This is a genomic window from Halobacteriovorax sp. ZH5_bin.2 (assembly GCF_043196375.1).
Taxonomy (GTDB): domain Bacteria; phylum Bdellovibrionota; class Bacteriovoracia; order Bacteriovoracales; family Bacteriovoracaceae; genus Halobacteriovorax_A.
Genome location: NZ_JBEBMJ010000001.1, coordinates 527,238 through 546,575 on the forward strand (window position 1 = coordinate 527,238; position 19,338 = coordinate 546,575).

Below are 19,338 nucleotides of genomic sequence, written 5' to 3' on the forward strand. Positions count from 1 at the left end.
TGTGTTCTAAGTCGTTGAAATCTTTAGATATAGGGCATTCGTCCCATGTAATTTTGATGAAAATATTCGATATTAGAATAGGATTCAAGGAGATTTTATGGAAAATTCAAAAGCTTACGATTTGCCGATTAGAATATTTCACTGGGCGTTTGCAATGTTATTTGTGATGTCGTTTTCAATTGCAAAGTTGATTGATGATGACTCGGCGCTTTACGCTTATCACATGATTTCAGGAATACTGATGGTTTTCCTTGTGGTGCTAAGAATCGTATGGGGTTTTGTCGGTTCAAAAACTTCAAGATTCACATCATTTAAGTTAAGGCCCTCTGAGCTGATTGAATATTTTAAATCTGTACTATCTAGTAAATCGAAGAGGTATTTAGGGCATAACCCAGCATCTAGCTATGCAGTAGTTTTAATGATGGTTTCTACCCTGGGAATTGGCCTTTCTGGGCTACTGATGACTTTAGGGATAAGTAAGCATTTCTTTGAAGAAATTCATGAGCTTCTGGCCAACGGTTTTTTAATAATCGTTCTTTTTCATATTGCTGGTGTCTTACTTCATCAATTTAAGCATAATGATGGGATGATCTATAGTATGCTTAATGGGAAAAAAGCTAAAGTTGATGTAGAAAGTGAGATAAAATCAAACCATATCATTGTTGCACTTGTTTTTGTTATGCTTCTTTCTGCAATGGGGAGTTACTTACTTAAAAGCTTTGATAGAGATACAGGAAAGCTCAATTCCTTTGGAACTCAACTTCAATTAGGTGAAGGAGGAAGTAGTTTTATCATTGAAGAACATGACGATGACCATGAGAAAGATGACGATTAGGAAAGTTAAATGAATAAAAAAGAAAGACTTATAATCTCTGGTATTTTGTTACTTATCAGTTTGATGACAATATTTGATCTTCTAACTGATCTTAGTGAAGGAGTTGTGTGGTGGCATGTTACAATCGAGGGAATTGTTGCGCTAATGGCATTAGTCGGTGTTTATTTTCTTGTTAAGGGAACATTCACACTAAGAAAGTCATTAAGAAAAGAAAGAGAATTATCGGCCAAACTCACTGAAGAAAATACCCATTGGAAGGAAAGTTCTAAAAGATTTCTCGACGGTTTGAGCAAGTCAATTGATACTCAATTAGATAAATGGCAACTTACTAAATCTGAAAAAGAAGTAGCATTCTTACTCATTAAAGGTTTCAGCTTAAAAGAGATTGCTGAGTATCGATCGACAGTGGAAAAAACGACACGCTCACAAGCAGCTTCAATTTATGCTAAGTCGGGGGTATCTGGTCGTTCACAGTTATCAGCATTTTTTCTCGAGGACTTATTAATTCCACAACCTGAAAAATAGAATCAAAAAGACACCTTGTTGACATCAACTTAGCTTGCCTATATTCTAATTGCAGGTGGAGGAAGCCGCCTACAGTTCGCAAAAGACCTATGAGTTCACTTCTTCATAATCCTGACATTCATATTAACTATTTTTTAAGGCCATCATGCGAACACTCTAAGCCTTATAAGAGGTTATTATGAACCCTGTACTTACGGCCAAGCGAGAGGCCAAAAAATTCGCAAAACTCAATGGTATTCCCTTAAAACAGGCCCAAAAGCAACTTGCTTATCAAAATGGCTACTCTGATTGGAAGAGTTATAAGAATCGTATCGACACATTTTGGTATCAAAAATCGTCTCCTTTCCTCACTCACTGGTTTGCTAAATATAGTGAAGCTAAGAATTATCAAAAAGAAAATGGCGGCTATCTTTTAACATTTAGAGGACAATTCTTTGTTGCCCAAAAAGAATATATCTTGCACATGGGCCTTGATCCTGATGACTCAGTCTGGGAGCTTATCGACTTTGATGTTAGTTCAAATAATTCCCTTGAAAAGTTTTTTAAGTACCAAGGAAAATTAAAAAGAGCGTGATACTTCACGCAAAGAGTCTTGGACCTCCTGGAGATTGTCTGGGAGGTTAATTGTCTCGATTCATAGCTTACTAATATTTCTCTTTGGATGCTTCTGCACATTCTATGCAAGTCGTAGCGTAAGGCAGAGCACTCAGTCTACTGGCCTCAATTTTAGAACCACATTGATCACATATTCCATAATTTCCATTTTGAATTCTTGTAAGAGCATAATCAATATTTTTAAGCTCTATTCTTGCTAGCTCATCTAAGTCTTCAATAACTTCATCATTTTCTACTGCAATGGACTGGTCATCGAGATCACTCGTTAAGGGCCGGGCCTTTCGTGTTTTATCCTGTGTTAAAACTTCAATTCTTTCAGTGATATCTTCTCGCATCGAAATAGGCGAGAGAGTTCGCATCGTCTTAAAGAAAGATCAGCGCACAGGTAATTTAACGGAAGGTATCGTAAAAGATATCCTAACGAAGTCAGATTACCACCCTCATGGAATTAAGGTTCGTCTTGAAAGCGGAGACGTTGGCCGAGTTAAGGAAATTCTAGATTTGGATTGTTTTTGGTTCATCGAAGATTTTCTTAAATAAGACGATCAGGTTAATAAATTTGAAGAAGTAGACCTTCTAAATATACTAGATATTTTTTTATTAATTCTTTCTTTCAAAACTTCATCATAATGTACTAATTTATACCTACTGACTACTCTGTCAGACCTTGCCTCTAATAACATTTTGTATGATTATTTAAAAATTATTAGTTTTAAAATAAACAGTCGTCTATTTTGAATTGAGGTACTATATGAAGGCCAAAGCCTTAGTTGTAGACAAGTGGGTGAATTGTAAAGATGGTTATGAGTTAGATGTAGAAGGTCCTGGAATAAAAATAATTCATGCCTTTCAAATGCTATGCCCTGGTTGTGTTTATCGTGGAATTCCTCAGAATATTGAATTATATAAAAAATATAATTCTGAAAATGTCATAGTCGTAGGACTTCACACTGTTTTTGAAAACCATCATGCAATGACTCCTGATTGTTTGGATGTTTTTATCAAGGAATGGAGACTTCCATTTCCAATAGGGATAGATAAGCGAATAGAGGGTAATAAGATTCCTGAAACGATGAAGGCTTATCAACTTCAGGGGACGCCAAGCCTAATTATTATTGACCATTTAGGGGATATTCAACTCCAGCATTTTGGTTATATTGAGCAAGAGAATTTAGAAACATTTATCGATCATCTTATAAATAATATGACATAACTAATAAGGAGGAATTATGTCTCGAATTGAAATAAAAGAACCTTCTCAAACATCAGGAAGTCATGCCGAAATTTTCTCACAGATAAATGATGCTTTTGGTACAGTTCCAAATATGTTTAAGGTAATTGGTAATTCTGAAGTCGCTCTTGAAAGTATGTGGAATTCTTTTGGAGCATTAGCAAAAGGAAGACTTGGTGCCAAGTTAGGTGAGCAAATTGCTGTACTGGTTGCAGATATTAATAGATGTGAATATTGTTTGTCGGCACATACAGCTCTAGGGAAAAAAGCTGGTGCATCAGACGATGAAATGAGAGCAGCACAATCTTGTGAATCAAGCGATCCAAGAACACAGGCGGCTCTTCTTTTTTCAAGAAAGATTGTACAAAATAGAGGTGCCATTAATAGTAGTGATGTTGATGAGGTTAAAGCGGCAGGATTTAATGATGAAGAAGTCGCTGAGATTTTAGCTCATGTTGCGCTTAATATTTTTACAAATTATACTAACGTATCCTTTGCCGTACCATTGGACTTTCCAAAAGTTAATCTTCGTTAAGTTTAATAAAGAATAGGCCGAGATTATTCAAATCTCGGTCTCTCTTAATATTCGTTATTCTCTTCAAATATAGATTGAAATTTACTGAATTAGCTTAATGTAAGTGTCTAATATTTAGACATTATTAACATATTTTCACTCCCTGACAAAGATGATCAAAATCATATTATAGTTAATTTAATTAACCATTCAACTCAGGAGAAGATATGAAAAAGCTATCAGTGGTCCTAGTTCTAACTGCTAATATTTTTGCTAATAATTATCAAATTAGTCATTCGCATTTAAATGAGATCACTCAAGATAGTGAAGCTGTTTATAAGCCTATTGCTATCGAGGAAAGGGCGGTAGATGAAAAGTCTAAGCTTGATGGTGTTAGAAAGAAAATTGTAATTACATATTCTAATTTAAGATACTCTGATGTTGAAACTGAATATAATGTTAATCGCGAGGATGAAAATCTTTATAACCTTAGCAATGAAGAAATTAATGAAATGCTTAAGAAGAATACTGTTTTAGAAGATGGTAGAAAAATCTCCATTGAATATTTAGTAACAGATAAATTTAGTATTGAACTATCAGATACCTATAGAAAGTATAGTATGAATGGGCGTCATGTTGGGTACACGGAAGGAGGTTTTTTAGAAGAAGACCGTAGCGATGTGTATGAAATAAAAAATACGACAGAGTTAAATGATATACAGTTAGGTGTTAAATACGCTATTCGTCTGATAGATACGCCAGAGTTTAAACTTGATATTAGCCCTGGAGTGAGTGCTGGTGTTGTGCACGTGAAGTCTGATTCAAAAACTTATTATAATGGAGAGAAGTACGAAGAGAATCATTATAACGATATTGGAGGCTACTCTTACGGTGTCTCTCTTGAGGCCAAGGCAATTTTCTGGGACCGTTTCTTTGTTTCCGTAGGTGCTGAAAGTAGAAGTTATGTTATTGCTCCTCAAGAGTATAGCGATGGGTTCTCTCAGCAGATTGACCAAAGTGGTGTGAATATATTTCTAGGTGTCGGTGTCCGATTCTAATTCATACTAGCTCCTATTAAAATAGGAGCTATATTCTTCGACTCTTTCTTCTTTTTTTAATCACTATAATGCTTCCTTTTGAATGAGCTTCGAAAATTTCTAAATTATATAAGGAATGTTTCTTACACTCTATATTTTTATGTTAATTTTTTCTTAATTATGCAAGGCGAGAATATGTTGTTGTACCTTCATATATTCGTACTTAATGGTAGTTTGACCTGTAATCTTAAGGAATTCTATAGATCAAATTTTAACCTCTCCTTTTCACCAGTTGACATTCGTATTTATCAAAAAGTAATGAGTCTCCAATCGTTAATTTTAAAGGAGATTCTATGAAAAAGTTTATGATGCTTTTTGCATTTGTTATTGTTGGTTCTTTATCTAATGCTCAAGCCTATGTTAGTGCAAATGCTAATTGCTGGGTAAATGGCGGTGGCCAAGCAGTTTGTGAAGTTTGTAACCATTACTACAGCAGACCTATTTATTGCAATATGAATATGCGTGGTCTGACTGCTTATGGTGCATGGATGACTGCATTCCAAAATGGTTATGTAATGCCAGGTCAGTGTATCAATGGATTTGTGAGAGCGAATAATCCATATGTTGATCCTTTAATTGATGCGAACGTTAATTTTAACTGTCGTTTCTAGGAAAGAATTCATGAAAAAAATTGTTTTATTCTTAGCGCTATTAGTTAGCTTTAAAAGCTTTTCTTTTGATTACGATAAATTTGCAGACTATATTGTTGAAGGCAATTATCCTGAAGTCGATATGATGCTAATTGATCTTGTGTATTCTGGAGAGAAAATTAATATTAATAGAAGCCTTAACACTAATGGAGATACGGCCTTAACTTTGGCTTCATATTTTAAAGCACCTAAAATTATTGATTTACTATTAGATAGCGGTGATGTTTTCACAGAGCCTCTTGATCTGAATTTATTAAATAAGAATGGTGATTCAGCGGTTACACTATCTTCATTTATTGGCTGCTTACAATGTTTAGAAACTCTTCTATACTTTGGAGCAAAAGCAACAAATATTGGTCCTCGTAATATTGATGCATTATTTACTGCGGCCAGTTCTAATAGACTTGGTGAAAATGAAAGAACAGAACTCGTTTTACACTTAATGAAAAGCAAGAAAGTTAATATCAACTATGTTGACTCTCAAAATAATAGTACTCTTATTTATCTATTATCTAGAGCACTTAATAGTGGTAATAAAGATTTTCGAGCAATCTATGCATTAATTAAAGCGGGAGTAAGAATAAATATTAAAAATAAGAGCTATGGTGATACCCCTTTGCATTTTGCTGCAGTAATAGGGGATCTAGAGCTTGTTAAAACTTTAATTAACTATGGCGCATATTATACGATTAAGAATAACTCTGGTTATACGGCCATCGATAATGCTCAAAATAATGAAAATACGGAAGTTTACGAATATTTAAATAGTTTATAAGTTATAGTAGCACCTTATTGAGTTTATCAATGAGGTGCTGCTTTTCTCATGTTAAGAAAGCAGAGCTATGCACAAACAAGAAGATTTAATTCTTCACCACTGTACTTGCTTTTAATTTTCCCTTATTATACCCTAGGGGGGTATGTAAAATGTCACACTTCCCATAGGAGAAATCATGAAATTAGCTATTCTTTTAATATTAAGTTTGAACGTTTTTTGCCATGAGTTAGATTATAAGAACTATCTAAGTCTTCAAAATTCTTTAGTTGAGGGTGATTTAAATAAGGCCTTAAAGTCTTGGAAAACGATGTGTACGAAAGAACTAGGTCACTATGCTAAAGATTATAAATACGGTGACTGTGAGAAGAATATAAAAAGTGTTAGCACTTTAAGGACATCATTTAAACTTCTTTCTGAGATTTATATCAAGAATGGTAAGTCACTTGAAAATAGCGATCTTAAGATCGTCAAATGTCCTATGGCAAAGGCCCGTTGGATTCAAAAAGGTTCTTCTATCAATAATCCATATTATGGAAAGAAGATGCTTACTTGTGGTGAGATTGAATCATAAATAGTTCGGTGCCATGCTCCTTTGGTTTCGCAGTTGCGCTAGTAACTTGAATCTAGAATGGCACCTATCATATTTTTCTAATTTTTTTCAATCGAAGAAGTTTTAGCGTAGTTAATCGCTGTTGTAAGTAGAAGACCTACAAAGAATAAGACGCTTAGGCTTGTTTGGAAATTAAAGTCTTTAACTCCAGCAATCTCCATTCCACCAATTGCAAGAATTCCAAAAACAAGAGCAAATAGAGCGTCTCCTGTAATTAAGCCTGCGGCAGTAAGAATTCCTCGGTGTGTGATTTTTGTCACAGACTTTGTCCCAGAAAGTCTAGCAAGAGAACCTAATAGAATTCCTGTTCCGATATATGAAGGAAGATAGATTCCAACTGCAAAGGCAAGTGAGCTTAGAATAACACCCTTACGCTTTCCGATGATCTCAATAATAACAGCTAATAATCCAAGTCCAGTACCTGCAAGAACTGGCATTAGAGGAATATCACTTTGAATAAAGAGAGATTTTAAAACAGTTGCAAAGAATGCTGCCTGTGGTGCAGGTAGTGCTTCACTTCCAAGAGTTCCTGTTTCATGAGCAACGTAAATTGCTAGAGGTACAGAAATTGCTCCTCCTAGAAGGCCTACGATTTGTCCCACAAATGAGCTTGAAACTTTAAGGCCATTAAATTGCATTGTCTTATAATCTTGAGATGAATCGTTCGATGCACAGATGGCAACACAAGCTGCAACGATAATTGGAACTAGAAAGTAAACACCTTGAATCCCTTCAAGGCCAATGGCAAGTCCTACTAAACTTAGAACAAGCATTCCCATAAAAACGGTTCCACTGACAGGGGAAGCAGATGATCCAACTTGAAGTGATAAGAGAGCACCAAGACCACTTAGGAAGAAGATTAGAAGTAGTGCAACGATACCAAGTGCAACAAGTCCGACAAGTGTTGCTCCTGAATACATCATCATGGCGATTAATAAGAATGCACCAAAACCAATCGATGCTAGAAGTTGCTTTCTTACTCGCGCTGGGATTTCTAATTGTTCAGCATCAAAGTCTGCTTTCTTATTTGCAAGAGCATTGCGAGTTTTTCTACCTTCAATGATGTAAGCAATTAATGAATAAACAACAGCAACAACCATGGCAGCACCACCAACCCAACGAAAAGTTGTTCCAGGCATATTTTGGGCCGCAGACATTCCCTTTACAACTGCGTTTAGTAGACCTCCAAAGAAGATCAGGATAGCAGTCGGAACAGTAAGGAGTGCTCCAATACCAAAGTATAGTGGGTTAATTGGAAGTGGAAGTTTTGTTTCGACTCCACTCAGAGTGAACTTAAGATCATAGATACTTGCTTTTAAAACTTTTATTTGGCTTAGGAAGGCCATCACAAATCCAAGTGCTAGACCAGGAATAAGTGAGAATTTTAAAGGTGGACGGGCCTGAGGATTTTCAGCAGCTGTTTGGATAAGGCGGTCACAAGCAACGGCTTCTGGAGCTGGAAGTTTTGGATCTGTTAAGAATCTTTGAGTTGCAAGGCCCACAAAACCCCAACCTAGGAAACATCCGGCAGCAGAAGCTAGAATGAGTGAAAGAATATCGACTGGTGGAACAGGTTGTCCTAGTTCCGCCGCTAAGATTTGAACGATTGGTGCAACGAAGGCGACACCTGCTGTTACGGCAACCCCTGCTGAACCAGTAACTTGGGCCATGGCAAGGAAGCCTTTCATATCACTTTTAAAGAAGCTACCCATTGCGACCCATCCAAATAAAACGACGAGGGGACTGATCCCAGGGGTAATACCTGCTTTTAGTGCTGAAAAAACAAATGCTGAACCGAGCACAAAGGAAATGACGAAGCCGAAGGCTATCCCTGCTTTTTTTGATTTTAACGATGGTTCAATAGCATGACTCATTTACTTCCTCCAATTATTATTTAGTTATAATTATAGAATCTCTTTACTGCTTAGATTTAGCAAGTATTATGTATATATGACGAAAATTGATAAAGAAAAGCTTACGCAAGAATTGAATTCAAAGAATCGTGAATGGCTAATAGAGTCTGATGGTGTTTCAGCTCTTTTCATTCATAATCTCGAAAACTTCGCTTATCGCTACCTTGAAACATCAACAGATAAAGGGATTAAGTGTGTTGTTGATGGTGATGTATTTCGAGTGCAATCTTGTGAGCCGTCAATTTTAGAGGCCCTAAAATGGGATAATTCAGAACTAAAAAAATCTCTCATTGACCTATGTAAGAAGTATCCTGGAAAAGCTTCTGGGGAGCTTAGAGTTAATCTGTGCCTTGAAACGAAGATGCTAGGGGAGCAGAAGAATGAATGCTCTGCTCATATTACGTGCTTGCTCCCAAGTGGTGAGAGCACAATTCTATTCGAAAAGACGACATCCATGAGCTTTGATGATCCGATTGAGCTTAGAAATAAGCATGCAGCACTCTTAGAAGAAGTTTCAGTAATTTTTTAAGTATTTGACTAAAATGGTCGATAAGATATCAGTGAGATATCTCGTTTTCATCCTATTATTCATTTCATGCTCCAAAGCTCTTAGGGGGCCAGCGCAGCTAAAGCAGAGGCATATTGTTTTTGATCTCGACCACACACTGGTGGCCGAAATTGAGGCGGGTGAAACATTTAATCCAAAAAGAACTGTTACCATCCAAGGCATTCGCTATAGGATTATTCCATACGCCCAAGAGCTCATCACTGAATTATCAAAACGAGAAGATGTTTCAATTTCTTTTTTTAGTGGAGGGAGCGAGGATCGAAATCTAGAACTTTTAAAATCACTTAAACTTTCAGACGGAAGTGAAAAAAGTTTTCATGATATTTCTTATCGCATTCTTTCAAAGCGCCACCTGTACGATAATAGAAAAAATGTACCCGAAGATTCTCGCTTTGTTCATAAGTGGAAAAAAGACATCTCCCTTGTGAGTGAGGACTTAGACTCTGTAATTCTTGTGGATGATCATAAGGACTTCTACTATGACGGCCAAAAAGAGAATACTGTTTGGCTAGGTGAGTGGTTTAATAACTTTGAAAGCTACTCAGATGTCGAAGATTACAGAAAAAGAATTGGAGACGCCAAAGGCTTCAGACTTCCTCCATCGTATAAAGACTGGTGGATGAATCGCAATAAATTGGCCCTTGTTGGAAGCGCCATTGAACAAGCTTTGGATAGCGATGAAGTCTTTGTGCAATCAATGAGAACTCATCTCAAGCACCTAGATGAACAAAGAGCTGGAAAGCTTGAGAGTTTAAAAGACAGAGTTCATACCTTTGGAATACGTTCTGCACCGGAGTCTTGTTCCTCGGCACTTGGAAGTTTTCTATTATAAAAAAGTGCCATGCTCCATTGGTTGTGCAAGTGCGAAACCAAAGGTGCATGGCACCTGCTGAGCACCTGCTGTTTAAATAATTCGTTTAGTGGCTTAACTAGTCTTTATTGCATTAAAAATAATGTTTTTCAAACTTAAGAAAATCTTAGTAAAATATTTAACAAAGTTAAATATTAACAAGGTTATGTTTTATCAAAGATTCTTTATCTAGAAAATTCATCGAGGTTATTCCGTCATCGATGGGAATTATTAGGTCATACATTAAAACAGAAAGCGAATCTGAAATTAGCTTTCCAAAGTATCGTATTCTGGCAAGAGTAAATGATGGTGTATGCACATGTAGTGATTTAGCTGATGTTATTCATGTTTCCTGTGCTGCTATTTCAAAGCTTGTGGATACATTAGTAAATGATAAGTATATTTCACGTGAGACCTGTAAGACAGATCGAAGAATTACTTTTTTAAAGATTACAGCAAAGGGCAAGAAGAAGTTTGAGAAGGTCAGAAGTGGCGCCAGTCATAGGTTTTCAGGTAGTTTAGAAAACCTTTCCGCATCTGAAGTTTCACAGTTAACAAATGCTCTCGAAGTAATAGAAAACTTTGTTCTAAAATTACAGGAGGGCCAATCTTGAATTACTATAAAATTGCATTCTTATTTATTACTTTTACCCCTTTTATTAGTAATGCTTCTGTAGAAGAGCTTTATTTAAAGTCTTTAAAGAAATCTAAGCAAGTCGAGGTCTTTAAGCTTACAGAGAAGAAAACGGTTTCAGATTTGGAGACTGTAGAGTCAAGCCTCTACCCAAGCTTAGATGCAGTATATTCTAATACGTATCGTGATGAACATCCTGAAAGCTCAACTAATAAAGAAGTTGATTCAGAAGTCTATCTTTCCTTGAAACAAAAACTATTTCAAGGTGGAGCAGAGTTTGCTCTTTATGATTACAATAAGATCGTACCTAAGCAGGCAAAAGCATTAACAGATAAAAGTCTTGCTGAGTACTATTCTCAATTTACGACATTATTTTTTCAAATGTCTTCGGCCATAGAAGAAAAAGAAAGAGTTGAGGCACTGCTTGAAAACTTAAGAAAGAGAGTTAGCATTGTTAGACAAAGAGCAAAGATTGGACGAGATCGTAAGGCCGATCTCTATGCTCTTGAATCTCAGCTTCATCGCTTAGAGGCCGGACTTGTTCAAAGTAAGGCCCAAGTAAAGACATCAATGACTGATTTAATGAATTTTTCAGGTCTTGATGATGTTAAAGAAGTGAAAGATAGTGTCGACCCTCTAAAACTGGTTCTGTCTACAAATGTTGACTTAGAAAATACGCCAGATCTTAAGAGCCTAAAATATGATTACGAAGCATCTGTTGCTGAGGCTAAAATTGAAAAGGCCGCATACTATCCACAAGTAGATCTAAGCGCTGATTACAATATTGATAAGAATGATATTGGAGAACGCGATTGGAGAGTTAGCTTAAACGTTACTCTTAATCTTCTAGACTTTGGTGAAAGAAAGTCGAAAGTGACAAGCAGAAGAATCGTTTCACAAATTAATAAAGCACAAATTGATTACAATAGAAGAAATACTGTTAATCGTTGGAGTGCTTTTGTTAAAAATTTTGAATATAAGAAAAATGAATTACAAACTCTAAGAAAAGCTTTGTATCGAAGTAGAGCATCATATCAAGAGCAATTAAAGGATCTTAATAAGGGGCTAGTAACACAAATTGAAGTTATTAGATCTTTAGACGACGTAATTGACTTAGAAAAGTTAGCAATTAGATCATCTCTTGAAGTGAAGTCTTTATATTATCAGGCAAATGCTTACTTAGGTAATATTCCTAAAGAATAAGAAGGTTGTATATTATGAGTTTATCATCTCTATCGATAAAGAATCCTGTTTTTGCATGGATGTTAATGTTCTCACTAATCCTATTTGGTATCTTAGGTTTTAGAGAACTTGGAATTAATGAAAATCCTGATGTTGATTACCCATCAATCTCTATTGCATATGAATATGAAGGTGCAACACCAGAAGTAGTAGAAAAAGATGTTTTAGAGCCTGCTGAATCTGTTCTTGTTTCAATGCAAGGGATTAAGGACATGACATCAACTGCTGGGCGTGGCCAAGGTCGTATCAATCTAGAGTTTACACTTGATAAAGATATCGACTTTGCTCTTCAGGAAGTACAAACCCTCTTAGGCCGCGCTCAAAGACAATTACCAGATATTGTTGAAACTCCTACTGTAACCAAATCAAATGCGGCAGATGATCCAATTCTCTACCTCGCACTTGTCTCTGACACACTCTCTGAAAGAGAATTAAATATTCTATTTAAAGATGGTGTTATTGATCAGATCACAACAATCGAAGGTGTTTCTGAAGTTCGTGCTTTTGGAGCACGCGAGCCAATGATGAGAGTGGACGTTATTGCAGAGAAACTTGATTCATTTCAATTAACTCTTTCAGATATTGTCCAAACACTTCAAAGAGAAAGTGTGGAGCTGCCTGCTGGTAAATTTGAAACACTTAAAGATGAGAAGAGCTTACGTGTTTTAGGTGAAGGACGTACAGTTGATGATTTTAAAAATATGATTATAAGTCGTCGTGGTGGCCAGGCCAATTATGTTCCGATTCGATTATCTGAAGTTGCAAATATCTATGCGGGTGTTGAAAACCGCACAAGAATTTCACGTGTAAATCAAAAGCCTTCTCTTTCAATGCCTATTTATAAGCAAAGAGGGGTGAATGCTGTTGATGTTGCTGACCGTGTAAAAGCACGTGTTAAGGAGATCTCTGAAAACCTTCCTGAGGGAACAAACCTTTCAGTAAACTTTGACCGTACTTCTTTTATTCGATTATCAATTGGTGAGCTTCTACAAAACTTAGTTCTCTCTGTTCTATTAACTTCATTAGTATGTTGGCTATTTCTAAACTCAATGTCGGCAACGATTAATATTGTTCTGGCAATTCCAACTGCTATTATTGGTACTTTCTCTTTCATGTACTTAATGGGCTTCTCTTTAAACACATTCTCTCTGCTAGGTCTGACCCTAGCTATTGGGATCGTTGTTGATGATGCCATTGTTATGCTCGAAAATATTGTCCGATATGCAAAGATGGGACATGATAAAGTACAGGCGTCTTTTAAGGGAAGTAAGGAAATTGCATTTGCGGTTCTTGCTACGACTGCAGTTCTTATCGCAATCTTTGCTCCAATTACACTTATGCCTGGAATTGAAGGGCGATTCTTTAAGGAATTTGCCTTAACAATTTGTATTGCTGTTTCTCTATCTTCTCTAGAGGCCCTTACTCTTGCACCGATGAGATGTTCACAATTTCTAAACGTTACATCTAAAGGGATCTTTATTCACCACTGGGTTAATCGTGCAGTAGATTTTGGAAATAAAATCTATATGGGAGTTTTAAAATTCTCTCTTGGACATCGTTTAAAAGTTATTTTTATTTCTACGGTTATTATCCTAGCTTCATTTATGTCGCTAAATCACATTGATAAAGAATTTGCACCAGAGTCAGATCGAAGCTTCATGTTTGTTATCTTTATTGCACCAGATGGAGCAAGTTTAGATTATACAAATGAGAAAGTTAAAGAGTATGAAGCTATTGTTTCTAAGAACGAAAATGTCGAAAGAATGATTGTTGCTGTTGGTGGTGGACGTGGGGCCTCTTCTGGTAACCGTGGTTTTGGAGTTATCATTCTCAAAGACCGTGATAAAAGAGAGCTGACACAATTTCAAATAGCCTCTCAATTAAGAAAGGATCTGTCTGTTATCAAAGGACTTCATATTATTGTTAGAGATCGAATGGGATCTGCAATTGGTGGACGAAGAGGAAGTCCAATTGAGTTTACAATTACTGGTCCTGATGCAGAGATCCAAGCTCAACTATATGAGCAATTAGCGAAAGGCATGAAAGAATCTGATCTAATGGTTGGAATTCGCTCCGATGATATCGGTGAACTTCCTGAAGTGCACATCATTCCAGATCGTCTTAAGGCCCAACAACGTGGGATTGAAGTGAATACTATCGCTACTGCCTTAAATGTTGGTGTAGCAGGGACTCCTGCAACAAAGTATACGGAACGAGGAAGACGTTATGATGTCTTTGTTCAGTTAGCAGAAGAAGATCGCACTAGAGAGAATATCTCATCACTTCTTCTACAAAATAACCGTGGAGAATTTGTTACATTAAGTGAAGTTGTAAAGATTGAAGATGCCTTTGGTCCACAGACAATTTACCGTGAAAATCGTTCAAGAGGTGTTCGAGTCGATGCTAACTTAAAAGAAGGTGTCGCTCAAAGTAAGGCCATCGATTATATTAAAGAATTAGGTGAGAAGGTTTTACCAAAAGGTTACTACCTTAAATTCTCAAAAGACCTAAATGAATCATTATTTAGCGTTCTTATGATTATGGTTCTTGGTCTTGTTATTGCCTACATGGTTTTAGCAAGTCAGTTCAATTCTTTCTCTGACCCAATTACTGTTTTCTTGGCCGTTCCATTTGGACTTGCGGGATCTTTCATTGCTCTATGGCTATCTGGTAGTACCTTAAATATCTACTCGATGATTGGGATTCTCTTAACGATGGGTATTGTTAAAAAGACATCGATTCTAATTGTTGAATTCTCAAATCAATTACGTGATGAAGGAAAGGAATTAGCTGACGCTATCTTAGAAGCATGTAAAACAAGGTTTAGACCGATTATTATGACAACTTTTACAACTCTTGCATCGGCCGTTCCTGCAGCTGTTATTATTGGTGCTGGTTCTGAAACAAGAAGACCTATGGCCCTTGTTATTATCGGTGGGGTATTTCTTTCAACGATCTTTACCTTAGTTGTTGTACCTTGTTTCTATTCTTTAATTGCAAGGCCTAGAAGAAAGATTTTAGAAGAAGTTTAGGATTTGTGCCCACCTGATGGTGGGCCCAATCTTTTCGAAGTCTAGAAGTTTGAAATCTCATCAATCCATTCTGGTTTTAAAATAAATGGATTGATATTTCCTTGAAGAGATTTGATTATCTCATTTCTCTTTAATTCTCGCTCATCTACTGGATCTAGTTTATTCCAAGCTCTGAGAGTTTCCTCTTGATCCTTATCAATTGAAAAATCATAGCGAACAGCAAAGTAGAACATTGCTCGCGCAACATTTCCTTTGTGGCCATCTTGTGGTTCAAAACAGTCCTGAGCATAATCATCAAAGCCTTGAATACTTCCATCCATTTGCCAGTAATCGTAAGCGGCATTACAAAAAGGAAGATTTGCCCTCTTACTATTAGACTCTTTGCTCGTTAGAAAGAGGTGGTGCATATCACTATTGGCCGGAAGCTCTTTTGCTCCCTTTGACTGTGGCCATGTGTGTTCAATATTGATTTTGAAATTCTTTTCTTTTTGCTGATATCTCTTCTTACACTGGCTTGGTGTGTAGACACTGCAAATAACACCATCAATATTATCCACGATCGAAAACATCACTTTCTTAACTTCTTTGTACTCAAGGGCCACGTGGTTCTTCTTTGCCATTTGGGCAATATCAAAACGTGTGAAGGCATTTGATTGAGTTGGTAAACATAAGATGATTAAGAAGCTTGCGATAAGATTTTTCATAGGTATTTAATATGTTGTACAAAAGATTTTGTCCAAGGACAGTGTAAAATTGTATCGCGTATATGTAGAAGCTAAGTTGTCAAAATTACATTAAAACTGGTATCTACTTTGGTGAATATCAAAATAAATATTGATCTTCTCTTTTTTTGAGTTTATTTTGACATGTATCAAAATAGATCGGAGAGGAAATTATGAATTTTTTAGATGAATTAAGAGAGCTTTCAAAACAGGCATCGAATCTCAGTAGAGGAAAAATCGATATCAATATTGAAAGAAAGATTAGAGAAAATGTTTTTGAAATTATGGAAGAGCTTTATGGAAATGCGACTCCAGCTAATTTCATCAAAACGACAAAACTTATGTATAGAGATTGGTCTCAAAGCTATAGCGAGGATATTAGATTTGGCCGTGATGAAGATGCGGACAAAGCAATGATTAAGCTTAGTATATTTGAGTGGATTGTATCTCTACCATCAGTTCAAGAAATGCGCACATCTCTTGGCGAAGGCTAAATGATGAGTCTTGCAAAAGTATTCAAAGTCTTAGGGGATGAGGCGAGATTGAGTATTATTAGGAGCCTTGCAGAGAAAGACCTTTATGCAGAAGTTCTTGCAGAAAGACTTTCTCTATCTCCTGGTACGATTACACATCATTTAAAAAAATTAGAGGCCGTTGGCCTTATTAAGTCTCGTAAAGAGCAGTACTATAAAGTCTTTTCACTTCAAAAGAAGGTATTAGATAAAAATATTTTAAACTCAATTCTTGAAGTCTCAATTTCTAACGAAGATGAAAATGAAGTTCAATATGAGCAAAAGATAATTAAATCATTTTTTAAAAATGGAGAACTGAAGTCGATTCCTGTGCAACGAAAAAAGAGGCTTGTTATCTTAAAGCATCTACTACAAGAATTTAAGAAGGGTAGAGACTACACAGAAGCCGAGGTGAATGAAAGACTTGAAAAGTATAATGAAGACTTTTGTACAATTAGACGCGAGTTTATTGCAGAGAAGCTCATGTCTAGAAAGTCTGGTGTTTATAGAGTTGTTTAAGCGCGAAATCACAAAGTTAGATCAAGAGATCAATGAATGCCGTTAATATTTAAGTACATTCTTTATTTAAATGGTATAAGATAGTTAATCTATTAATAACCAATAAGGATGGCAATGAGTCAGCAACAATATATTTTTGTATGTACAAATCCAGGAAACGAAATTCTCTTAAAAGAAGAGATTAAGATATTTTATCCAGAATTAGTTTTAAGCTTTTCCAAGAAAGGCTTTGTGACATTTAAGAATACAGGTATTGCATATGACTTAAAAACGATATCGCAACTCCAGCTTACATTTGCTACACGAAGTGGAATCTTCTACGGAAAATCAACTCCTGAAAATATTGTAAGTGATGTGAAGGCATCAGGGCTTGATAGTGAAGATTTCATGATTCATAGTTTTGCAATTGGATGTGAGACTGATTTTGATGCTAAAGAAGCCTTCGGACGTGAGGTAAATGGCTACAGTGCTGAAGGTAAGATCGTCATTGATTTAATGAGCCTAGGACCGAATGAGATTTGGTTTGGCGCACATAGCGTGGCAAGTGGATGTACTCGCTATCCTAATTCTATGGCCGAAGTCGATACTCCTGATAATGCCGTTTCAAAAGGATACTTAAAGCTTTCTCAAATTGTGAAACTTTATGCGTTAAAATTATTTAAAGGTGATCTGTGGCTAGACTTTGGGTGTGCTCCAGGTGGTGCTTCACAATATCTACTTGATGAAGGATGTAAGGTTGTGGGAATTGATCCTGCAAAAATAAGTCCAGAGATCGCTAATCACAAAAACTTCTCACATATGAAAAAATCAGTACAGGATCTTTCTCATGAAGAACTTCCTGAGGATGTGCGCTGGATTCACGCTGATATAAATATAAATCCTAAGCAGTCAATCAAAGAAGTCCTAAGACTAGCAAAGAAGTATAACCGAACGTTAAAGGGGATTATCTTCACTGTTCAGGTTGTAAAGATGGAGTATATTGAAAATATCGAATCATTTGAAGATCAGTTCTATGATTGGGGATTTCACAATATTATTAGTCGACAAGTATCAGCTCACAAGAAAGAGTATGTGATTTTAGCGACAAGATAGTTATATATAGGTACTAATATGGAAAAGAATCTTATCCCTTGGGGTGACGTAGAAAAAGAGAACTGGTTTAAAGAGCAAGTGATAAAGCGATCATATCTTGAAGAGGTCGTAACAAAGATTAAGAGCTTAGAAGAGCGTTTTGATGTCTCTCAATATGGTGCCCTTCCTTATGATGAAGAAAAGTACCCTCTTTATTTAATTAAAAGTAAGAATTTTTCACCAGTGAAAAGAACCATTCTTGTTACTGGTGGCGTCCATGGTTATGAAACAAGTGGTGTTCACGGTGCCCTTGCTTTTCTAGAAAGACAAGCTACAAATTATACAGATTCATTTAACTTTGTCGTTGCTCCATGTATAAGCCCTTGGGGATATGAGACAATCAATCGCTGGAATCCAATGACAGTTGATCCAAATCGCTCTTTCTATACAAATGGGCCAGCTCCAGAGTGCAATCTTGTCATGAAGGCCATTGCTGGTTTAGATGTTGAAGTCTTTGCCCACTTCGATCTTCACGAGACGACAGATACTGACAATACTATCTTTAGGCCGGCCTTAGAAAAGAGGGATGGTGTCTCTCAAGATGTTTGGGATATTCCTGATGGATTCTATCTTGTTGATGATAGTGAAAATCCTTGCCCTGATTTCCAAAAGGCGATCATTGATTCAGTTCGTAAGGTCACGCATATCGCACCTGCTGATAAGAATGGGAAGATTATAGGAGCCACCATTGCACAAGAGGGTGTGATTAACTATGCTCTAAAGAAACTTCATCTTTGTGCATCTTTTTCAAATTCAAAATTTTGTACAACGACTGAAGTTTATCCCGATAGTCCAAAAGTTAGTGATGAGGATTGTGTAAATGCACAGGTTGCGGCCATTATTGGTGGCCTTGATTATTTAAATAAAGTTTCTCCTTGATCTAAGAGAACTAGATAGAGGCGAAGATCGAACTCAACCTGATGGTAGTTAGGTTGCATATACTCACAAAGTTTATAGAATGCCTTATTGTGGTCCTTTTCCTTGAAATGGGCAAGCTCATGGACAACTAGCATTTCAAGCATCTCACGAGGGGCATCTTTTAGAGTGCGAGAGATTCTCATTTCATGCTTCTTCTTTAATTTTCCACCGTGATTTCTACTGATATACGTATGGGTACCAAGAGCATCGTTAACGAGATCTTTTTGCTTCTCATAAATAACCTTACTCAATTGCGGTACATTTCGCATATACTGATCTTTGAGTTCATTTGCATATTTGTAGAGCAATTTGTCAGAGTTGATTTCATGTGGATGAGGATACTTCTTTAAGAGATATGACCTAAGGTTACCACTGGAAATCAGATCTTGGATTTGATGTTTTAAATGTTCCGGATAATGTCTAAAGTACTTTTCAATAGGCATTG

The 19,338-nt window shown here is 36.4% G+C and carries 23 protein-coding genes; 19 read left to right on the forward strand and 4 right to left on the reverse strand.

Annotated features, from left to right (window positions below; genetic code table 11):
- Nucleotides 1-97: 97 nt before the first annotated feature.
- The 3 genes from ABMA76_RS02555 to ABMA76_RS02565 all read left to right on the forward strand — a co-directional run bounded on the left by ABMA76_RS02555 (nucleotide 98) and on the right by ABMA76_RS02565 (nucleotide 1,934).
- Nucleotides 98-835, forward strand: coding sequence for a cytochrome b/b6 domain-containing protein (locus ABMA76_RS02555; RefSeq protein WP_392908723.1), 738 nt, complete (start codon nucleotides 98-100; stop codon nucleotides 833-835).
- A gap of 9 nt (nucleotides 836-844) precedes the next feature.
- A complete protein-coding gene (locus ABMA76_RS02560; protein WP_392908725.1) occupies nucleotides 845-1,360 on the forward strand; it encodes a helix-turn-helix transcriptional regulator in 516 nt (171 codons plus the stop codon).
- A 178-nt stretch (nucleotides 1,361-1,538) separates the two neighbouring features.
- Nucleotides 1,539-1,934: a hypothetical protein gene (locus ABMA76_RS02565; RefSeq protein ID WP_392908727.1), complete on the forward strand. Its 396-nt coding sequence runs from the start codon at nucleotides 1,539-1,541 to the stop codon at nucleotides 1,932-1,934.
- Nucleotides 1,935-2,004: 70 nt separating this feature from the next.
- Here ABMA76_RS02565 and ABMA76_RS02570 read toward each other — a convergent pair whose 3' ends face one another.
- The gene (locus ABMA76_RS02570) at nucleotides 2,005-2,310 is read right to left on the reverse strand and encodes a TraR/DksA family transcriptional regulator (RefSeq protein WP_392908729.1); all 306 of its coding nucleotides are present in this window, start codon (nucleotides 2,308-2,310) and stop codon (nucleotides 2,005-2,007) included.
- Here ABMA76_RS02570 and ABMA76_RS02575 point away from each other — a divergent pair.
- The 7 genes from ABMA76_RS02575 to ABMA76_RS02605 all read left to right on the forward strand — a co-directional run bounded on the left by ABMA76_RS02575 (nucleotide 2,285) and on the right by ABMA76_RS02605 (nucleotide 6,813).
- A complete protein-coding gene (locus ABMA76_RS02575) occupies nucleotides 2,285-2,515 on the forward strand; it encodes a YwbE family protein (RefSeq protein WP_392909541.1) in 231 nt (76 codons plus the stop codon). The two genes, ABMA76_RS02570 and ABMA76_RS02575, sit on opposite strands and share 26 nt — an antisense overlap.
- Before the next feature lie 211 nt (nucleotides 2,516-2,726).
- On the forward strand, nucleotides 2,727-3,188 hold the full coding sequence (locus ABMA76_RS02580) for a peroxiredoxin family protein (protein WP_392908731.1): 462 nt from the start codon (nucleotides 2,727-2,729) through the stop codon (nucleotides 3,186-3,188).
- Nucleotides 3,189-3,204: 16 nt separating this feature from the next.
- Nucleotides 3,205-3,741 carry a carboxymuconolactone decarboxylase family protein gene (locus ABMA76_RS02585; protein WP_392908733.1) on the forward strand — a complete coding sequence of 179 codons (537 nt, stop codon included), beginning with the start codon at nucleotides 3,205-3,207 and terminating at the stop codon, nucleotides 3,739-3,741.
- Nucleotides 3,742-3,947: 206 nt separating this feature from the next.
- Nucleotides 3,948-4,778: a hypothetical protein gene (locus ABMA76_RS02590; RefSeq protein WP_392908735.1), complete on the forward strand. Its 831-nt coding sequence runs from the start codon at nucleotides 3,948-3,950 to the stop codon at nucleotides 4,776-4,778.
- 332 nt (nucleotides 4,779-5,110) lie between these two features.
- Nucleotides 5,111-5,428: a hypothetical protein gene (locus ABMA76_RS02595; RefSeq protein ID WP_392908737.1), complete on the forward strand. Its 318-nt coding sequence runs from the start codon at nucleotides 5,111-5,113 to the stop codon at nucleotides 5,426-5,428.
- A gap of 10 nt (nucleotides 5,429-5,438) precedes the next feature.
- Nucleotides 5,439-6,242: an ankyrin repeat domain-containing protein gene (locus ABMA76_RS02600; RefSeq protein WP_392908739.1), complete on the forward strand. Its 804-nt coding sequence runs from the start codon at nucleotides 5,439-5,441 to the stop codon at nucleotides 6,240-6,242.
- A gap of 175 nt (nucleotides 6,243-6,417) precedes the next feature.
- The gene (locus tag ABMA76_RS02605; protein ID WP_392908741.1) at nucleotides 6,418-6,813 is read left to right on the forward strand and encodes a hypothetical protein; all 396 of its coding nucleotides are present in this window, start codon (nucleotides 6,418-6,420) and stop codon (nucleotides 6,811-6,813) included.
- A gap of 77 nt (nucleotides 6,814-6,890) precedes the next feature.
- Here ABMA76_RS02605 and ABMA76_RS02610 read toward each other — a convergent pair whose 3' ends face one another.
- On the reverse strand, nucleotides 6,891-8,726 hold the full coding sequence (locus ABMA76_RS02610) for a hypothetical protein (RefSeq protein ID WP_393060849.1): 1,836 nt from the start codon (nucleotides 8,724-8,726) through the stop codon (nucleotides 6,891-6,893).
- 76 nt (nucleotides 8,727-8,802) lie between these two features.
- Between ABMA76_RS02610 and ABMA76_RS02615 the strand changes: the two genes are divergently transcribed.
- From ABMA76_RS02615 to ABMA76_RS02635, 5 genes are all read left to right on the forward strand, one after another.
- Nucleotides 8,803-9,294 (forward strand): hypothetical protein, encoded by a 492-nt coding sequence (locus tag ABMA76_RS02615; RefSeq protein WP_393060851.1) that lies wholly within the window; start codon nucleotides 8,803-8,805, stop codon nucleotides 9,292-9,294.
- A 31-nt stretch (nucleotides 9,295-9,325) separates the two neighbouring features.
- Complete coding sequence (locus tag ABMA76_RS02620; protein WP_393060853.1) at nucleotides 9,326-10,165, forward strand: NIF family HAD-type phosphatase; 840 nt, start codon at nucleotides 9,326-9,328, stop codon at nucleotides 10,163-10,165.
- Nucleotides 10,166-10,404: 239 nt separating this feature from the next.
- Nucleotides 10,405-10,797, forward strand: a complete 393-nt coding sequence (locus ABMA76_RS02625; RefSeq protein WP_392908749.1) for a MarR family winged helix-turn-helix transcriptional regulator — start codon at nucleotides 10,405-10,407, stop codon at nucleotides 10,795-10,797.
- Nucleotides 10,794-12,020: a TolC family protein gene (locus ABMA76_RS02630; RefSeq protein WP_392908751.1), complete on the forward strand. Its 1,227-nt coding sequence runs from the start codon at nucleotides 10,794-10,796 to the stop codon at nucleotides 12,018-12,020. The genes ABMA76_RS02625 and ABMA76_RS02630 overlap by 4 nt, the downstream gene beginning before the upstream one ends.
- Before the next feature lie 14 nt (nucleotides 12,021-12,034).
- Nucleotides 12,035-15,091, forward strand: a complete 3,057-nt coding sequence (locus ABMA76_RS02635) for an efflux RND transporter permease subunit (protein WP_393060855.1) — start codon at nucleotides 12,035-12,037, stop codon at nucleotides 15,089-15,091.
- A 41-nt stretch (nucleotides 15,092-15,132) separates the two neighbouring features.
- Here ABMA76_RS02635 and ABMA76_RS02640 read toward each other — a convergent pair whose 3' ends face one another.
- Nucleotides 15,133-15,795, reverse strand: coding sequence for an endonuclease I family protein (locus ABMA76_RS02640; protein ID WP_393060857.1), 663 nt, complete (start codon nucleotides 15,793-15,795; stop codon nucleotides 15,133-15,135).
- Between the two features lie 191 nt (nucleotides 15,796-15,986).
- Here ABMA76_RS02640 and ABMA76_RS02645 point away from each other — a divergent pair, with 191 nt between their 5' ends.
- The 4 genes from ABMA76_RS02645 to ABMA76_RS02660 all read left to right on the forward strand — a co-directional run bounded on the left by ABMA76_RS02645 (nucleotide 15,987) and on the right by ABMA76_RS02660 (nucleotide 18,854).
- Nucleotides 15,987-16,307 carry a hypothetical protein gene (locus tag ABMA76_RS02645; protein ID WP_393060859.1) on the forward strand — a complete coding sequence of 107 codons (321 nt, stop codon included), beginning with the start codon at nucleotides 15,987-15,989 and terminating at the stop codon, nucleotides 16,305-16,307.
- Complete coding sequence (locus tag ABMA76_RS02650; RefSeq protein ID WP_393060861.1) at nucleotides 16,308-16,844, forward strand: metalloregulator ArsR/SmtB family transcription factor; 537 nt, start codon at nucleotides 16,308-16,310, stop codon at nucleotides 16,842-16,844. It abuts the gene before it with no gap.
- A 114-nt stretch (nucleotides 16,845-16,958) separates the two neighbouring features.
- Nucleotides 16,959-17,936: an SAM-dependent methyltransferase gene (locus ABMA76_RS02655; protein WP_393060863.1), complete on the forward strand. Its 978-nt coding sequence runs from the start codon at nucleotides 16,959-16,961 to the stop codon at nucleotides 17,934-17,936.
- An 18-nt stretch (nucleotides 17,937-17,954) separates the two neighbouring features.
- Nucleotides 17,955-18,854 carry a M14 family metallocarboxypeptidase gene (locus ABMA76_RS02660; RefSeq protein WP_392908757.1) on the forward strand — a complete coding sequence of 300 codons (900 nt, stop codon included), beginning with the start codon at nucleotides 17,955-17,957 and terminating at the stop codon, nucleotides 18,852-18,854.
- Here the strand turns inward: ABMA76_RS02660 and ABMA76_RS02665 are convergent.
- Nucleotides 18,830-19,336: a YgjP-like metallopeptidase domain-containing protein gene (locus ABMA76_RS02665; protein WP_392908759.1), complete on the reverse strand. Its 507-nt coding sequence runs from the start codon at nucleotides 19,334-19,336 to the stop codon at nucleotides 18,830-18,832. The two genes, ABMA76_RS02660 and ABMA76_RS02665, sit on opposite strands and share 25 nt — an antisense overlap.
- Between the last annotated feature and the right edge of the window lie 2 nt (nucleotides 19,337-19,338).

What these genes read in the sequence shown, in the direction of transcription:
- ABMA76_RS02625 (WP_392908749.1), top strand. Translation starts at nt 10,405, where the DNA reads ATGGGAATTATTAGGTCATACATTAAAACAGAAAGCGAATCTGAAATT.
- ABMA76_RS02590 (WP_392908735.1), top strand. Translation starts at nt 3,948, where the DNA reads ATGAAAAAGCTATCAGTGGTCCTAGTTCTAACTGCTAATATTTTTGCT.
- ABMA76_RS02610 (WP_393060849.1), bottom strand. Translation starts at nt 8,726, where the DNA reads ATGAGTCATGCTATTGAACCATCGTTAAAATCAAAAAAAGCAGGGATA.
- ABMA76_RS02600 (WP_392908739.1), top strand. Translation starts at nt 5,439, where the DNA reads ATGAAAAAAATTGTTTTATTCTTAGCGCTATTAGTTAGCTTTAAAAGC.
- ABMA76_RS02645 (WP_393060859.1), top strand. Translation starts at nt 15,987, where the DNA reads ATGAATTTTTTAGATGAATTAAGAGAGCTTTCAAAACAGGCATCGAAT.
- ABMA76_RS02615 (WP_393060851.1), top strand. Translation starts at nt 8,803, where the DNA reads ATGACGAAAATTGATAAAGAAAAGCTTACGCAAGAATTGAATTCAAAG.
- ABMA76_RS02635 (WP_393060855.1), top strand. Translation starts at nt 12,035, where the DNA reads ATGAGTTTATCATCTCTATCGATAAAGAATCCTGTTTTTGCATGGATG.
- ABMA76_RS02605 (WP_392908741.1), top strand. Translation starts at nt 6,418, where the DNA reads ATGAAATTAGCTATTCTTTTAATATTAAGTTTGAACGTTTTTTGCCAT.
- ABMA76_RS02595 (WP_392908737.1), top strand. Translation starts at nt 5,111, where the DNA reads ATGAAAAAGTTTATGATGCTTTTTGCATTTGTTATTGTTGGTTCTTTA.
- ABMA76_RS02585 (WP_392908733.1), top strand. Translation starts at nt 3,205, where the DNA reads ATGTCTCGAATTGAAATAAAAGAACCTTCTCAAACATCAGGAAGTCAT.
- ABMA76_RS02640 (WP_393060857.1), bottom strand. Translation starts at nt 15,795, where the DNA reads ATGAAAAATCTTATCGCAAGCTTCTTAATCATCTTATGTTTACCAACT.
- ABMA76_RS02660 (WP_392908757.1), top strand. Translation starts at nt 17,955, where the DNA reads ATGGAAAAGAATCTTATCCCTTGGGGTGACGTAGAAAAAGAGAACTGG.
- ABMA76_RS02555 (WP_392908723.1), top strand. Translation starts at nt 98, where the DNA reads ATGGAAAATTCAAAAGCTTACGATTTGCCGATTAGAATATTTCACTGG.
- ABMA76_RS02560 (WP_392908725.1), top strand. Translation starts at nt 845, where the DNA reads ATGAATAAAAAAGAAAGACTTATAATCTCTGGTATTTTGTTACTTATC.
- ABMA76_RS02580 (WP_392908731.1), top strand. Translation starts at nt 2,727, where the DNA reads ATGAAGGCCAAAGCCTTAGTTGTAGACAAGTGGGTGAATTGTAAAGAT.
- ABMA76_RS02655 (WP_393060863.1), top strand. Translation starts at nt 16,959, where the DNA reads ATGAGTCAGCAACAATATATTTTTGTATGTACAAATCCAGGAAACGAA.
- ABMA76_RS02570 (WP_392908729.1), bottom strand. Translation starts at nt 2,310, where the DNA reads ATGCGAGAAGATATCACTGAAAGAATTGAAGTTTTAACACAGGATAAA.
- ABMA76_RS02650 (WP_393060861.1), top strand. Translation starts at nt 16,308, where the DNA reads ATGATGAGTCTTGCAAAAGTATTCAAAGTCTTAGGGGATGAGGCGAGA.
- ABMA76_RS02565 (WP_392908727.1), top strand. Translation starts at nt 1,539, where the DNA reads ATGAACCCTGTACTTACGGCCAAGCGAGAGGCCAAAAAATTCGCAAAA.
- ABMA76_RS02665 (WP_392908759.1), bottom strand. Translation starts at nt 19,336, where the DNA reads ATGCCTATTGAAAAGTACTTTAGACATTATCCGGAACATTTAAAACAT.